We start from the raw sequence: 18,849 nt of genomic DNA, 5'->3' as shown, positions 1-18,849 counted from the left end.
AAAGGACCTACACTAAGATCAAAGGGACTTATAAAATCGGTGATCGTATCACGGATGTCTTCTCCTTTTTCTAAATATGTGATAGAAAAACCTACCGAATCTGAAACCAATTGTACAGGGTGACCATCTACAAAATCAAAAGAAGTACGAAAAACATCATGCCGAGAAATAAGCTGATCAAATGAAGCTGCCAACTTCTTTTTATCCAGAACACCTTGTAAAGAAACAACTTTGGTCGTGTTATATGCCAAAGAATCTTTATCAAACTCATACAAGAAATACATACGTTGCTGGGCTGAAGATAGCGGGTAATACTCTCGGCTTGATACCTTAGGAATAGCTATAAAAGATTCTTTCTCTAAACTATCTATATAGGAAGCCAAACTTGAAATATCCTGGTACTTAAATAATGATTTCAAAACAAGATGAACCGAAAACAACTTGCTGATCATATTGATCAAAACAACTGCACGAAGGGAATTACCTCCTAAATCAAAAAAACTACTACTTACACTAAGCTGATCTGATTCAAGATGTAACAACTCAGACCATAGGGTAACTAATTGCTTTTCTGTGGGAGTAGAAGCTGCCTGATAGGCAACCTTCTCGCCTTCTGGGGAAGGTAATGACTTACGATCCAACTTACCCGTTGAAGTCATAGGCATCTCTGACAAACGAACATAATATCCCGGAATCATACTTAAGGGTAACTCTTCCAATAAATGATTACGAAGCTCGGAAACAGAAAGATCTACAGTAGAAACATAATATGCAATCAAAGACTTATCCCCATGAACCTCATTAACTACAACAACAGAATCAACAATCTCCGGGATAACATTTATATGACTCTCTATCTCACCGGGCTCTATACGAACTCCATGAAGCTTTAACTGATCATCTATCCTACCCAAAAACTCTATACTACCATCTGATGTCCAGCGAGCCAAATCACCTGTCTTATACAAACGACCTTCTCCATAAGGATTATCAATATAACGCTCGGCAGTAAGTTCTGGGTTTTGGATATATCCAACACCAACCTGTTTGCCGCCAATATATAACTCCCCGGCAACATTGACAGGCTGTAAGTGCATCTCGGTATTAAGAATATAAATCTGAGTGTTTTGAATCGGCTTACCTATATCTGGCATCGTAGGAACGCCAGAGCCAGGATGAATCGTATTAGTGGTAACTACATGAGTCTCGGCTGGACCATAATGATTGTGTAAACAAACCTCGTGATCCTCTAAATATTGCTTAAATAAATTACCAACAACAACCTGCTCTCCTGCTGTAACAATATTTCGCAAGGTGGTAGGTAACTCCTCCTGATATAACTTAGAATTAAAAATCTGATTCAACACCGAAGAAGGCATAAAAATGGTACGAACAGCATGAGATTCTATATGCTTCAAAACCTTAGAAAAATCCTTAGAAACTGAATCTTCTATCATATGAACGGTACCTCCTGTAAGTAAAGCCGAAAAAATCTCCTTGAAAGAAGGGTCAAATGTTAATGTTGTAAACTGCAACACTGAACTAGTATCTATAGAAGTGCTATTGATATGATAGTCCATAAGATTGGTCATATTACCATGGTTGAGCATTACTCCTTTGGGAACCCCCGTAGAGCCAGAGGTATAAATCACATACAACAAATCCGAACTTGAACTTATATAAGGCAAGTTCACAGAATCAAACCCGCTGCAATCGAGACTTCTTATATCTAAACATGTTACACGATCAATAACCGATCCAACAAAATCATCATCTGATAACAATAATGACATGCCACTATTATAAACCATCTGCTCGATACGAGAGATCGGATAATCAGGATCGATAGGTAGATACGCTCCACCAGCCTTGAGAATACCCAAAATAGAAATTATCATATCCATAGAGCGCTGTTGCATAACGCCAACTATCGTATTGTTGGTAACTCCTTTACTACGTAACAAACCTGCCAACTGATTAGACTTCTTGTTTACATCTGAATAACTTAAGGTAGCTCCTTTAAATGTTACAGCAACAGTATCAGGGGTTTGTAAAACCTGATCCTCAAATAATTTATGGATCGTACTATCAGAATCATAAGAACGATAGGTATCATTAAAACTAGCTAATAAATGCTTTTGACTATCACTAAGGATATTAAGTTCTGAAATTGTAATATCTAACGAGTTTACAACCTGAGAAATAAGATGCTTGAAATAAGTAATAAAATTTAGAATAGTCTCTTTAGAAAAAATTTCTGTTGAGTACTCAAAACCGCAATGAAGCTGATCATTACTTTCTGTACATCCCAATAGCAAATCAAATTTTGAAGTCCTAACTTCTGTTACGTATCTTTCAAGTTTTAAATCATTGAGCTGATATTCATCATTATCCTTATCATTGTAAACAAACATTACGTCAAACAATGGATTCCTACTGGTATCCCTTGTTATATTTAATTCTTCAATTAACTCTTCATATGGGTATCGCTGATTTTCTATACACTGTAATACCTTACTTTTTAGCTCCAGAATAAACTCCTTAACCGTTTTCTCTTTTTTGACCCTATTTCTGATAGCTAATGTATTTGCCAACATACCAATAACATTTTCTAAATCTGCATGTTGTCGGTCTGCGACAGGAACCCCTATTACAACATCATTAGCACCAGATAATTTACTTATCAAAATATTATATATTGTAAACAGCGTCATAAAAAGAGTAGACCCTGTCTCATTAGATACTTTTCTAAGCTTATCAGTCGTATCGCTATCTATAGTGAAATTGATAGCACTACCTTCATAATTCTTAATTAATGGGCGTTCATAATCTGTTGGTAATATTAATGTCTGTAATTCATCTTCGAATTCTGAAATCCAAAAATCCTTGTTCTTCTCATAATCTGTTTTTTGGTATTCACTTTGTTGCCAAACAGCATAATCTTTATACTGTAAAGGTAAATCAGGAAGATTATCACCTGCATATAAAGCCATAAAATCTCTTAATAAAATACTATGAGAAAGACCATCTGATATAATGTGATGATTATCAACTATAAGTATATGTTCTTCTGAAGATACTTTAATAACACCTACCCGCAATAAAGGTGCCTTATTAAGTTCGTATGGCTTTATAAATTTAGATATTGAAACACTTGGTTCTTCGTTATCCTTTATAACCGAAATTGAAAAATCAACATCTTTTACTACTCGCTGCACAGGTTCTTCTCCAATAAGCTCAAACGATGTTCTCAAAGATTCATGACGACTAATTAATTGATGAAAAGCCTGGGTCATTTTTTTCAGATCCAAAACACCATAAATTGTCGCAACACGAGTCATATTGTATGCAGAGGATTGATCATCGTATTTGTTCAAAATATACATCCGTTTCTGAGCAGAAGAAAGAGGATAATATTCCTTTACCGCTGCTGGCAATATTTCTAGATGGTCAATTTTTCTTGAATTCGATAAAAAATGACACAGCTTAGCAATGGTCGGAAACTCTAAAATATTAGTCAAAGAAACCTCAACATTGAATTCTTTTTTTATGTTATTGGCTAGGAATACTAACTTCAATGAATTTCCTCCAATCTCAATAAAATTAGACTCAATACTAATATCAGATGGGTCTCTCTCAAGGACATCAGACCATAATTTTAGCATTTTTTCTTGCTCTTCTGTTTCCGGAAGCAAGATTTCTCCTTTATTAATCTCTCTGGGGTCTGGTAAATTTTTAACATCTATTTTACCATTGGGTAAAAGTGGAATAGTAGATAGATATACAAAATGTTCTGGAATCATAAAATCAGGTAAATTTTGAGAAAGATATGCTCTCAAATCTATCTTTTCTTCCAGATGTTTTACTACAATATACGCGCATAAAAAATCATCTTTCTCCTCAAATTTGAAAGGTTTTATGACCGCCTCCAGTATTAGTTCATGCTTTGATAATTCTTTTTCTATCTCTTGTGGTTCAATTCGTACTCCTCGTATTTTGACCTGCCTATCTATTCGTCCCAGGAATTCTATATCACCCTCATGGTTAAATCTACCTAAATCACCAGTTCTATAAAGCAGATCACTTTTGTCATCAGAATAGGGATTCAAAACAAATTTCTCTTCATTAAGTTTAGGATTATTATAATATCCATGTGTCCCATACTTTGTACGTATAAAAATTTCTCCTGCGTTAGTTTTACCAACAGGTTTTAAGTTCTCATCCAATATAAATACTTGAGTTCCTTGAATCGCCTTTCCTATTGGTATTGATCCTTTTTCTAAATCTTCAGGTTGAACCAGATAGAAAGTCTTGATCATTGTAGTTTCTGTAGCTCCATATAGATTCACTAATTGAACTTTATCCCCGATCAATTTATACCACTTTGCAAGATCATGAAGATTTAACTTTTCTCCTGATAAAAGAATATATTTAAGGTTAGAGAATAAAGATGAGTTTAAATCCTCCGACAGAAATAGCTTAAAAAAGCTAGGAACACAATGTATCAAGTTAATCTCCTGATCTTCTATCCAGTCGATAAGTTTTTTACTATTTACAAAATCCTGATCAGGAATACATATGGTTCCTCCTATTGATAATGCCGGAAACACATCTCTTAAAAAGGCATCAAAACCTGGGCTGATAAATTGGCTAACATTAGTGTTTTTATCTAAACCAAAATTCTTTACTTCCCATTTAATAAAATGATCCAAGCTGGCGTTCTTTCCTACAATAGCTTTTGGTACACCTGTAGAACCTGAAGTGAAATAAATGTATATTTTATCTTCTCCACTATACTCCAGCTGGTCAAAAGATGGCTTACCTTGTTTTAATTCAGAATCACCTTCAACATCATTATTATTAACTATCAAAACATCATTACCATCACTTTTCAATCTTGATTTTCCATCCTGATCACTGACTACCAAATTACAATTACTAATATCAAGTAGTTGTTGGATTCGACCTATTGGGTAGTTATAATCCAGTGGAATAAATACTGATCTAGCTTTGAGAATCGCGATCATCCAAATAATCAAAGATGAACGGTCTTCAAGATATAGAGCAATGTGTTTTCCATTACCCATATTTTGATTTAAAAGCCAATGACAAATGCGATTGGATATACTATCAATATATTTATAAGAATACTCCTTATCACCATACTTAATAGCTGCATGGTTCCCATATTGGTCAAAGGAATTGAATAGTGTTTTTTGAATACTAGGTGATACAGTTGTATCGAATGTGGTGGTATTTTGACTCATTTTAAATGGATTCATGCGTTTAACATATTATATCTATAAGCTTGTCTCTTTTTTGCGTACAAGGCAAAAAGAGACAGTTTATCTCTGAAATAATTCAAAAATTTTAATAGGTATTATTCATTAATTGGTTGGGAGAGTTGCATTAAAAGATCATCGGATTCTTGTTGGTTTGCAATTGTTAACTCTTCCAATTTTGGGTTGATCTGATCCAAAATCTGATCAATCAGGTGTTGGAAATTATTGTTAAAAACAATGATGGATTCATTACTAAAGTATTTTTGTGAATACTTATATTGTAATTTAATTTGATTATCAATTTCCTGGACTACTATTGTCAAATCAAATTTTGAGGCATTCTTTTCTACTGGATAAGGGGTGATTGTTAAGCCTGGCATTATCAAATCAGACAAATCAATATTTTGAAATTCGAACATAACGTTAAAAACAGGGTTCCTATCATTACTTCTGTTTCTTCCAAGCATTTCGACCAGTTCATCAAAAGGATATTCTTGATGCTCAAAAGCTTCGATTGCTGTCTTTTTTACTTCTAGCAGAAATTCCTGGAATGCTTTTTCTTTTTTAGGGTAATTTACAAGTACTACCGTATTTACAAACATTCCTGCAATATTCTCTAATTCTTCTGATCGCCTACCAGTCATAGGTGTACCAAGAATAATGGTCTCCTGATAAGAAATTTTGGAGAGGAGTATATTAAATACCGTTTGCAAAAACATATTTAACGTTACTGCATGTTGTTGGATATATCTATTAACCTTCATCGTTTTTTCTTCATCCATAGTAAAGTTATACTCTTCACTACCCGTGCCTTCTCCCGATAGCGGTAATTGGATATAAGATATATTCTCTGCCTCTACCAATTTCTTTTTCCAATAATTTTGTTGCCTGTTACTTATATCCAAAAAAGTCTGTGAATGTTGCCACTCTGCATAGTCTCTATATTGAAACTTGAGCTTTTTTAGAGTATTTCCTCTGTATAAGGAAACAAAATCATTGATAAGTGTGTTGATTGAAAAAGCATCGCTAATGATATGATGAAAATCAAGTAATAAAAAATAATTTTCGGGACCAAATTCAATAAGCCGAACCCTAAACAAAGGTCCTTTGTTTAGATCAAAAGGTCTTAAAAAATTAGTAATATAACCATCATAAGTCGAACCATCACTAACCACATAGTCAAAATTAAAATCGAGTTTAGCCATGATTTTTTGAATGATTTCATTATCCTGAACATCAAAGTAGGTTCTTAGAATTTCATGTCGATCCATCAAGTGGTTAAATGCTTCTTCAAATATCCTCTTATCTATTTTTCCTTTGATTTGATACCCTACAGGCATATTATAAGAAATTTGATTTGGATTCAAACTTTGCAAATAATACAACCTTCTTTGAATAGAAGAGGTTTTATAAAAAGGTTTATTTACACTTTTTTGGATAGCATTAACCGGATTAGCTTTTGCTTTTTTTAGTAAATCTGACAAATCAAGGAGTACAGGATTATTAAAAATATCAGACAAACTTATTTTGACTCCTAATTTCTTTTGAATACGAGAGATTAGTAGCATTGCTTTAATAGAATGTCCTCCCAGATCAAAGAAATTGTCTCCAACGCTTATGTCCTCTTTATCGATCTCTAAAACATCAGAGCATATCTCTCTCAATATCATTTGCTCAGGATTGGAAGGAGGTATAATTACCTTATCTTTTCCTACTGCAGGAGCTGGTAAAGCGTTTACATCTGTTTTTTTGTTTGGAGTAAGTGGTATTTCCTTAATTTGCATAAACCCAGAAGGTATCATATACGAGGGTAGATTCTTTTGTAAAAAAAGTTTAACCTTATCTTCTTCCAGTTTCTCATCTCCAATCAAATAAGCGATTAACTGTTTGTTACCATCTTTTTCTGTAAAAGGGTGAACAACAACTTCTTTTATCCCAGGGAAATCAAGCAAGCATTGTTCTATTTCGGGGAGTTCAACTCTAAACCCTCTTATTTTAACTTGTCTATCGATTCTACCAAGAAACTCAATATTGCCATCTGGAAGCCATTTACACAAATCCCCAGTATCATACATTCTTTCTCCCGGAACAAAAGGATTTGTTATAAACTTTTCTGAAGTTAGTTCAGGTCTATTCAAATATCCCCTTGCTACACCATCTCCAGAAATATAAAGTCCACCTGGAACTCCTATAGGCATTAGTTCAAATTCTTGATTTAAAATATAAGCTTTAGTATTCGAAATTGGTTTTCCTATATGTACCAGACCATTATCCATCCTACCAGATAATGCATCTACGGTAATCTCTGTAGGACCATAATTATTATATAGCACATACCCCTTATCCAGAATAGATTTTTTAATCTTTTCAGACAAAGCTTCTCCTCCTAGAATAACAATATCGAGGGATTCAATTTTTGAATTCTCTGACAATAATTTATCCAGGTACTGAGGAACATAATTGAGTAACGTAATTTGTTTTTCTTTAATAAAACTTCTTACATACTCTATATCGGTGATATGTTCTTGGCTTATCAAATGAAGTTTACCTCCGACGGTTAGTGTTCCGAATATATCTTGTATACTAGGGTCAAATGTAAACGAGGTAAGTAATAATGAATTAGTTTTCTCAGAAATATCATAATTAGAAATGTACCATTGTATTTGATGCAAAAAGTTACTATGCTCAATCATAACTCCTTTTGGCTTACCAGTAGAGCCCGAAGTATAAATCACATAAGCCAGACTATCAGGTAGAATATCGTAATCAACATTTTTGGTAGAGCAGGTATCCGATTCCAGATAAAACTGATCTAATAAACTCTGATCTATAACTACCTTACAATTACTATCTTTTTTAATATAATCAATTCTTTCCTTTGGGTATCCGGGATCTATAGGTACATATGCAGCTCCGCTTTTTAACACGGCAATAATGCTTATAATCATCCATTCACCACGTTCTAATTGAACTCCAACCAAATCATCTGGTTTAACAGTATACCCTTTATTTATATAATGCGCTAATCGGTTTGCTTGTTCATTAAGCTCTTTATAAGTCAATTCAATCTGCTCAAAAACTAAAGCAATATTGTTTGGAGTTTCTTCTGCTTGCTTTTCAAACAAATCAATAAGTGTTTTATCCTTGGGATAATCTACAGTAGTAGTATTAAAATCGTGTAATAATATATGTTCCTCTTGAGGAGTCAGATACCCCATAGAATCCAAGGTGGCATTTCTTTGAGAGCTAAATTTCTCAAGTAAATTTCTAAAATGAGATACTAAATCCTTGATCATTTCTGACTCGAAAACCTCAGCATTATATTGAAATTCTATTCTCAAAGATGATTCATCCGGAAATACAGTTATATTAAAATCATAATTTGTTTGTTCAAAAATACTTAGCTCCTGCATAGAAAGTGTCTGCCCTTGCTCACTGGCATACAAATGTTCCATTTCACCTTGTATATCATCTTGTGCCAGATAATTTTCAAAAACGACTAAGTTCTTAATCAAATCCATGCCTAGCGGACTTTGAGATTGCACATCTGATAAATCGACATAATGATGAGGCATACTTTCTAATACTTCTTCATGTAATCTATTTAAAAAAGTGGTTGGTGTATCTTCTTTTTGAAGCTTAACCCTTACAGGTATTGTATTAATAAATAAACCTACCATCTCTTCTACTCCAGACAAATCTGCAGGACGCCCAGAAACTACAGAACCAAATATTACATCATTGGTATTGTTGTATTGTGATAGCAGATACCCCCAAACTCCTTGTACAAAAGTGTTCAGGGTTATTCCCAAATCCTTAGCAAAGTGATCTGTATTCTTAAAATCAGATCCTTGGCACAAAAGTTCTTCAGTTTTAAATACCTTTAGGTTATTACTTCTCCTAGCTTTTGGTTTTTTAAACGGAATTTCGGTTACCGTATCCAGACCAGAAAGATAATTTTTCCAATAGGATAAAGATAAATGTTTGTCAACAGTAGATAACCATTGGATATAGGAAGAATAAGGAATTGGTTTAGGAAGGTTAACAGATTTATTGTTACTCATATCCATCCAAATACGATAGAAGTCATTTACTAAAATACTGATACACCATCCATCCATCAAAATATGATGAAAACTCCAAATAAAGACACATTCATCTGCGCTTACTTGCAAAACTTTTAATCTCATAAGAGAAGGAGTACTTAAATCAAACCCCCTCTGTCTATCTTCGTCTTTTATTCTATCTATATCATCTAAGGATACTTCTTGACGAGAGAAATCCCCTTCGACCTTTTTATGTACTATTTGTAAAGGAATCTCACCCAACGTATCATCAAAAGAAGTTCGTAGAATTGTGTATCTATCAATTAATCTATTAAACGATTCTTCTACCAATTCAAAGTTGAGATTTTGAGTTTTAAAACTATATGAAAATTGCTCAAAGTATGTAGGACTAGAAGTATCCATTAACCAATGGTAATACAATCCTTGTTGTAAAGGTGATAACTCATAAATATCTTCTACATGGTTATCCTTGTTTATTTCAGAAAAAGCATGGTATGATAATTCTTTATACGTCAAATCCGAAGGAGTCAACTCAGTTGCATCCTTCTTGGATAACATCTCTACTAATTCCTTCAAATGTGTTTGATATGAAGTACTGAGTTCGTTGATTGTTTCTTTTGTATACCAGACATCTGAATATCGAATAGACACGCTTAGCCTGTCTTTGACCATTTTACCTAATACATCCAGATAATGCTGGCTTTGAGTATTTGCTATATCTATATCTGATCCTATTCTTTGTTCAGAAAGTGTAAATAAGGAATTCTTATCGTCCTTTTTTGTAGTAGTACTAAAATCACCCAAATAATTGAATTTTATACTCGGTGATGATTCCTTATCAAATCTTTTATCCAGATAATGAGAAATTCCATACCCGATACCTTTGTTTGGTACCTTACGCAGCGATTCTTTAACATGTATCAATTCACTTACCGAAGTATTTGTCATATCCAGCACAAAAGGAAACAGACAGGTAAACCACCCTACTGTTCTTCCTACATCTATTTGATCTGAGATCTCTTCACGACCATGTCCCTCCATAAGAACCTCAGTTTTATCAACTTCTAGCACTTCTCTTAGCGCAAGACCCAAAGCAGTAAGCAAAACATCATTAATTTCTGTGTTATACACATGATGCACTTTTGTTTTGAGCTTTTCTGTCGTTTCTTTATCCAATGTAAATTCACATGCACTATTTATATTCCATGCTGATTCGGTCACATGATGATCTACAGGAAAATCAGGAATAGAAACTTGAGAAATCGCTTCCCAGTATTTCCTTTCGTTTTTCATTTTTTTGCTCTGGGCATATTCTTTTTGTAATGCTCCCCACTGCTGATAAGAATTTGTCTTTAAGGGTAAAGCAACCGAAACTCCCAAGGTATATGATTCATATAGTTTTGACAAATCTTCTAGCAGAATACGCCATGATACACCATCGATAACCAAATGGTGAATAATGAAAACCAATTGATCTCCATCTGCCAGCCTGAAATGTCCAATATGTAATAATACTCCAGAACCAATATCAAAACTTGATTGTAATTGCGCTCCTATCTCATTCATGGCAGCTAATTCGTCTGATTCTTTTCTCAAATCATAAAAAGAAATCTTATAATGAGGATTATTAGTATCAGCATTATACTGTTTATATGTACCATTATCATAATGGTACACCATTCGTAAAGCATCATGATGCTTTACCAAAAATGAAATACATTTCTCTAGTATATCCGAATCTAATTCTGAAGCACTACATAGCGAGATTGATTGGTTATAATAATTTTTATTAGCGATCAGGTCATTCTCAAAAAAGTATCGCTGAATAGGAGTTAGCTCAACCTTTCCTTCGACCTCTGATTGATCTACAGTTATGGTGTTGGTCTCTATCAGTTGTGCAAGATCTTCTAATATCGGATTCTTTAAAAGCTGCTCTACTTTAAGTCTATACCCTTCCTGGTTTAATAGAGAGATAACCAATATCGCTTTTATCGAATCTCCGCCCAAATGATAAAAGTTATCTTTTACTCCAATATTCTCATATTTCAGAACTTCGGACCATATCGATGATAAAAACCTTTCTTCTTGTGTTACAGGGGCTATATATTTTGCCTTTATCAAGTCTTTTTCTTGAGTTTCTGGCAACATTTTTTTATCTACTTTTCCATTATTTGTCAATGGTATGACATCCATTTGTACATAATAACCTGGTACCATATAGTCTGGTAACATTTTACTAAGTCGGGATTGCAGGTCACTTTTATCCAATATTTCATCTGATACATAATAAGCAACTAAATATTTTTCTTCATCTTCCTTTTCTTTAACGATCACCACTGATTGTTTTACTCCTTCAATCATAGAGAAATGACGCTCTATTTCATCAAGTTCTATTCTATATCCCCGTATTTTTACCTGACCATCTTTTCTTCCAATAAATTCAATATTACCATCGGGTAACATTCTCACTAAATCGCCCGTTTTATACAATTTATCTGTTTTACTCATGAAAGGGTTTTGGATAAATTGTTTTTTTGTGAGTTCTGGCTTATTATAATAACCTTTGGCAACTCCTTTACCTCCTATAAGCAACTCTCCTATGACCCCAATCGGGCACAAATTATGTGTTTTATCTACAACATACGCAGACGTTTGAGAAAATGGTCGTCCAATCGGAATATTAGCATTTTCAATACTGGATTCTATAGTATATAAAAGTTTTCCAATTGTCGTTTCTGTAGGTCCATAATGATTAATAACGGTAATTTTTGAGCTTTGTTCTTTAATCATATTTACATAGGAAACGGGCAAAGATTCTCCTCCAAAAATGATCATTTTATTAGGTAATAATAAACTATCACTTCTTGTCAAGGCTTTCCAATGTGCAGGTACTATTTTAATACAATCAATAGAATGGGCTTCGAAATATTCATACATACTCTCTGTATTTCGCAATGTTTCTTTTTTAGGTAAATACAGTGCCCCTCCAGAAAGTAAAGCCCCATAAATAACCGTATTACCCAGATCTGTGGCAATGTTAGACATTAAGGCAAAACTCCTACAAGTTTTGATTGGCGTATGATTAAAAAGACCAATAGTATAATCTGTAACATTCTCATGTGTGATCATTACGCCTTTTGGATCACCTGTAGAGCCCGAAGTATATATTACATAAATCAAATTGTTAGGCAAAGTATGATTACCCATATTTTTACCTGGGTTCGAATCAGAATCCAAGTAAAACCAATCTAACTTCTCCTGATCAATAATCAGCTTACAACTACTATCTTCTTTGATATAATCAATTCTTCTCTGAGGATATTGAGGGTCAATGGGAACATATGCTCCACTGTTTTTAAGAACCGCCAACATGCTTATGATCATCCATTCACTTCGTTCTAGTAGAATCCCTACCAAATCGTGAGGTTTGATATCATATTTTTTACTCAAATGAAATGCCAACCTATTGGCTTTTTCATTAAGTTGCTTATATGTTAGTTTTGTACCCTCAAAAACCAAAGCTAAGTTATCAGGTGTTTTCTTAACCTGCTCTTCAAACAAATCTATTATTGTTTTATCCTTTGGGTAATCTATTGTTACTCTATTACCAAATTTCTCTAACAATTCATTTGTTTCCTTTTTTTCAAGATAGGCTACAGAACATAACTTTTCCTGAGGGCTATTTATTGAGTTCTCTATAAAGTTTTGAAAATGAGTAAAGATTCGAGTAATAAGAAATTCGTCATAGATATCTTTATTGTATTGAATATCTAGCTCTAGTGTATCTGTTTCTACGAAGAAAAACGTTAAATCAAACTTTGCTGTTTTGTTTTCAATTTCATATGGTGTGATTTGTACCCCTTCAATATTTGTGTTTGACTGTATTGTTTTGAGCTGTGCCTGATTTTGTAAAACGACCAGTACATCAAATAAAACCGAACGAGAGGTATCTCTTTTTACATTTAATTTACCAATCAAATCGTCAAAAGAATAATTTTGATGATCATACGCTTCTAATAACACTTTCTTCTGATGATCTAGAAAATCAATAAAATTGTAATTTACATCAACGGTAGTTCTAATTGCCAAGGTGTTTAAATACAGTCCTATTTGATCTTGTATATCGGCATGTTCTCTTCCAGCAACTGGCGTACCCAGGATAATATCATTTTGATTAGTATAACGATATAATAGCGCATTTACCCCTGCCATAAGTGTCATAAACATCGTTACATCATGATCCTTTGAAAACCGCTTGAGTTTTGACAAAAAGGTTCTTGAGTACCTTTTATGTATGGTACTTCCATTGTAACTCCATACACTAGGTCTCTTTTTAAAGCTTGGTAAATCCAAAACCGGAATATCTCCCTGAAATTTGGAAACCCAATATTGTTCAGCCTTTTTATATTCTTCTGTACTTTTTTGTTCTTGTAACCAGACAGTATAGTCCTTGTATTGTATAGAAAGCTCTTTATATTCAATATCTTCACCTTTAACCAAATGGTTATAAGTTGTTACAATTTCAGAGATTAATAACTCCATAGACCACCCATCACTAATAATGTGGTGCATTACAAAAGAAAATACATACTCATTAGGCTTGGTTTCTAATAAAGTTGCTCTAAAAAGAGGAGTTTTGGATAAATCAAAAGTTAGAGCTTGCTCATTGATCAAGTATTGATCTAAGTCTTTCTGTAGTTTTTTTGAGAAATCAAGATACTTCACCTCAAAATTCACTTCGTTTTTATCAATAATAAATTGACATATTTCTCCAGAATCATTTGTTTTAAAGTAAGTTCTTAGGATTTCGTGTCGAGATATGAGTAATTCAAATGTCTTTTGAAACTTAGCCTTATCCAGATCACCTTTAAGTTCTATTACCTTGGTTAAATTGTAAGCTGCACTACCCGCTTCTAATTGACTTAACACCCATGTTCTATGCTGGGAAGCCGTTACGGGGTAAAACTCTTTTTTATCTATTTTCGAGATCGAAACAAAATGTGTTTCTGTCACTTTCTCACATAACTTTTGTATGGTTGTATTACTAAAAAAGTCCTGTAATGACATGGTCATTGCTGTTTTGCCCTGAACATGAGAAAGCATGGTTATGGCTTTTAATGAATCCCCTCCCAGCTCCATAAAATCATCCAGAATACCGATTGGACCAAACCCAAATATTTCTTCCCAAATCTGAACTAGTTTTTTCTCAAGATCAGTACTAGGTTCGAGGTACTCGTTAGACAAGAAAGGTTTACTATTTTGCTTTGATTTACTAATCTTTCCTTTTTCACTATTCTCATTATCATATGCATCCCATTTATCTATAAGTGAAGGTAAATGAACAGGAGAGATAATGACTTGTCCCTGGTCATTACTTTTAGCAAGAAGATTGTTAAATGTTTTTTCACCTTCGTCCAGTGTAATAAACGTATTCAGGATATCGTCTGTAAGGGATAATCCTTTGAATTCATCTTCCCATCCCTCCCAATTACTATAATTAAGAGTTATCCAGCGAGTAGAATTACCCTTACTATTTTCATTTGCTACCATGGTATCCATAAATTGATTTGCAGCGGCATAACCAATCATACCTAATCCTCCTAAAAATGAGGAGAGAGAAGAAATTACACTCACAAAATCCAATGGATCTTTCTCTACAATTCTGCTAATAACTGCTAACCCTTCGGATTTTACAGGAAAATGACATTCCAATTGTTTTCTATTGATGCTTTTTACAATGTTAAAAGACTCTGGAGTAATGATACCAGCAGAGTGAAAAATACCGTTAACAGTTCCAAACTTGGATTTAACTTTTAAAAATGTCTGAGTCATTTCTGCATAAGAAGTAGAATCTGCCTGTACTGCAGTAACGGTACCTCCGTAGCTTTCTAGCTCTATGATTTTAGCTATTTTTTTGCTTATAACCTCATCAGTACTATGTTCTTTTTGCCATTGTTGCCACTGGGATCTATCTGGAAGCTGCGAACGACCAATCAAAATGACATTGGCATCAAAGTTTTGCAAAAGATATTTGGCAATAGAGCGCCCAATATCCCCTAATCCTCCTACTATAATATATACCCCATTCTTTTTTACAAATGAATCGGTTTGTTTATTCACATGTATTGGATAATGCTCTACGGTTTGAACCCATCTTGATGCACCTCTATAACTTATAATTTTGTCTTTAGAAACACTTCTTTGCTCATCCAATATTAACTTATAAAACTTTTCTTTTTCAGTTTTATACACTTCTCTTTCTACCTCAATTAATCTACAACTCACATTAGGGATTTCTTGAGGAATAACCTTAATAGCAGAAAGAATTGTAGATTTCCATGGGTTTAATTTTTCATTACCATATATAGAAAATAATTCACTAGATACTACCAGATAATCTATTTTTGATTGTGAACTAGCAGATAAAGAAATTGCTTGAAACAAATTAACTGTTCTCTCTAAGTTTTTGATATCATTATGATCTTTTGCTGTAAGACCGGTAATATCAATTATTTTATCTAAGACAATTCCTTGTTTATCTATACTTTCAAACAGGTTTACTATATCTTCTTTATGATCATAATTTAGATGATACTTATTTTTATTAACTTTTTTAAAATGGTCAGAATATGTTGCTGTGATTATCGTATCTAAATCATTTTTTAAAAGTGTTTTTACTGATTTCTTTTCTTTCCATCCTAAGATTAAAATATTTTTAGTCTTCGCTTTCGCTTTTTTTGTATCATCTGCCAGAAGCGGTAATCTCTTCCAGGATGGAATATAAAACCACGATGAAATATCCTTGTTTTTTGATAAATCCTGAGTGTTAGAGTGACTACTAAGACCACTTTCTAATTGAAGGCTGAAAGACTTTTTTTCAAAAGGGTACGTCGGTAAAGATAGTTTGTTTTTGTATTGATCACTATGATATGCTTTCCAATTCACTTTACCACCGTACTGCCAAAAATTACCAATAGCTTTAAGCAAATAAGTATGATCCAATGTTTTTGTCTTTGCCTTTTTTGCTAGAGAAACTAGCTTTAACTGATGTTTTTTATCACTGGTTCTACGAGCCAATACACTAAGGCTATTTCCTGCACCAACCTCAAGAAATATTGTATTTGAGCTTTCATTTAGTATCGTATCAAGCCCTTTAGAAAAATTTATAGTTCTGGATAGATGCTCACTCCAGTATCCCGAAGAAGTGATATTTTCATTACACCTTACACCTGTTATGTTAGACATCATAGGGATCCCAGGCACCTTAAACTCATACTTTGAGATTAATTGTTCAAACTCTTCAATAATAGGATCCATCTGAGGAGAATGCAATGCATATGAATCATTAATTTCTATTGTAGTAATCGAATTTTGTTCCAGTTTTGCTTTTAATTCTTTTAAGCTTTCTTGGCTTCCGGCTACAACAACAGATTGACCATTATCAATGGCTATATACACTTCTTTTTCAAGATATGTTTGTATTGCTTCTTTGGATAAAGGAACGGCAATCATACCTCCATTGTCCAAAGTATTTATCAAACGCCCTCTTTCTACTAAAATATCTAAAGCTGTTTCTAAATCGAAAACACCAGAAACACATGCTGCTACATATTCTCCCAGGCTATACCCTATCACATAATCAGCAGTGATCCCCCATGACTTTAATAAAACCGAAAGCGCATATTCAAAAGAAAAAACCAAAAGTTGAGGCACTTGAAAATCCTGAGGAAACTGCGAACCATTTTCTGGATAGAGTATTGCTTTAAAATCCCTGCCTGTTTTAGCATTAAGAATTCTAAAACAATCATCCATAGCTTCTCTAAAAGTTCTTTCTTTTAGATATAAATCTTTTCCAAGGTTAGAATAAATAGTTCCCATTCCCGGAAACATCATTACTACTTTTGGTGCTTCTAGAATCTGTTCATATGTTCCTTCTCTTGATAATTCTTTTACCAGTTTATCAATATCTTCAAATACAATTGATCTTCTTATTGGAAAATGATCTCTACCTGTTTGAAGCGTATATGCAATATTACTGATATCTACTTCTACATTTTTTTTAATAAAGCTAGATAAGGTTTCAGAAAGTATATTTAATCCTTCTGAAGTTTTAGAAGATAAACAAACTAAAGATTGTCTTTTATCAAAACTCTGATTTTCTGGGTCGGGTGCTTTTTCTAGGATTAGGTGAGCATTAGTCCCTCCTATTCCAAAGGAACTTACACCTGCTCGTAATGGAAAATTGGATTGCTCCCATTTGGTTAGTGAATTATTTACAAAAAATGGGCATTTAGGATCTTGTAAAATAGAATTTGGAGAGGTATAATTTATACTAGGCGGGATTTGTGAATTTTTCAGCATTAAGCAAACCTTTATAAGACCTGCTATTCCTGCTGCAGTATTTAGATGCCCTACATTAGATTTCACACTGCCAATAGGGCATTTATACCCTTCATTGACATTCCCAAAAACTTCTTTGAGTGCACTAATTTCTATTTTGTCTCCTAAAGAAGTGGCACTACCATGTCCTTCTATATAACTTATACTTTCTGGAGCTACTTCTGCCATTGCTAGCGCGTCATTAATCACCTCAACCTGCCCTTTAACACTGGGAGCCGTATATCCTACTTTTCTATTTCCGTCATTATTAATTCCAGAACCCTTAATTACCGCATGAATATTATCTCTGTCATTTATTGCATCTTCTAATCTTTTTAACACTACTACTCCAACTCCATCCCCCCAAACAGTTCCCGTAGCGTTGGCATCAAATGAGCAAGTACGCCCGTCTTTCGACATAATCATTCCGGATTCATACAAATACCCTGATTTATATGGTAGAGATAAAGCTACTCCACCGGCTAGTGAGAGATCACATTTTCCTGTTAACAGGCTCTGACATGCCATATCTACAGAGACTAAAGAAGTAGAGCATGCTGTATATACTGTACTACTAGGTCCATGTAAATTTAACAAATAAGAGAGTCTGGTACTTGCAAAATCCTTATCGTTAAGTATCAATGATGAAAATTGTTCTGAATATTGCCCTCCTGCCTTATTAAAACTATGTAATTGCCAATTAATATTAGGTATAGCTCCTACAAAAACTCCAACTTTGTTCTTCTCTTTTTCAAAATTATAACCTGCATCTTCTAATGCATGATAAGCGCATTGAGATAAAATTCGAATTTGAGGATCCAGAACATTTGCTTCGTTAGGAGAAAAACCAAAAAATGAGGCATCAAAAAAATGAGCATCTTTAATAAGTCCTTTAGCTTTTACATAGGAAGGGTTTAACACATCATTTTCAGAAATACCATATTCCCGAAGTTCATCATCCGAAAATGTTGATACAGAATCAACTCCATTCTTTAGATTTTCCCAAAACTGGTCTACGTTAGAAGCTCCAGGGAATCTACATTGCATTCCTACAACAGCAATTTCAAATCCTGTATATCTATTATCATCCATTATTAAAAGTTTTAATCGAGTATTTTATA

Annotated in this window: 2 protein-coding genes; both read right to left on the bottom strand. The window is 33.7% G+C overall.

Annotation, left to right across the window (positions count from 1 at the left end; translation table 11 throughout):
* Positions 1-5,282 (bottom strand): non-ribosomal peptide synthetase (locus tag C1X07_RS20940; RefSeq protein ID WP_128755346.1); only part of this gene is annotated, 5,282 nt, incomplete at its 3' end.
* A 98-nt stretch (positions 5,283-5,380) separates the two neighbouring features.
* Positions 5,381-18,820 (bottom strand): hybrid non-ribosomal peptide synthetase/type I polyketide synthase, encoded by a 13,440-nt coding sequence (locus C1X07_RS20935; protein ID WP_103071998.1) that lies wholly within the window; start codon positions 18,818-18,820, stop codon positions 5,381-5,383.
* Positions 18,821-18,849: the final 29 nt, after the last annotated feature.

Source organism: Aquimarina sediminis, assembly GCF_002895435.1.
GTDB classification, from domain to species: domain Bacteria; phylum Bacteroidota; class Bacteroidia; order Flavobacteriales; family Flavobacteriaceae; genus Aquimarina; species Aquimarina sediminis.
The sequence above is the reverse complement of the archived record's forward strand: the minus strand, read 5'-3'. Positions and strand labels throughout refer to the sequence as shown.

Bases quoted from the DNA above. Each gene is read 5' to 3' on its own strand.
- C1X07_RS20935 (WP_103071998.1), bottom strand. From the start codon at position 18,820: ATGGATGATAATAGATATACAGGATTTGAAATTGCTGTTGTAGGAATG.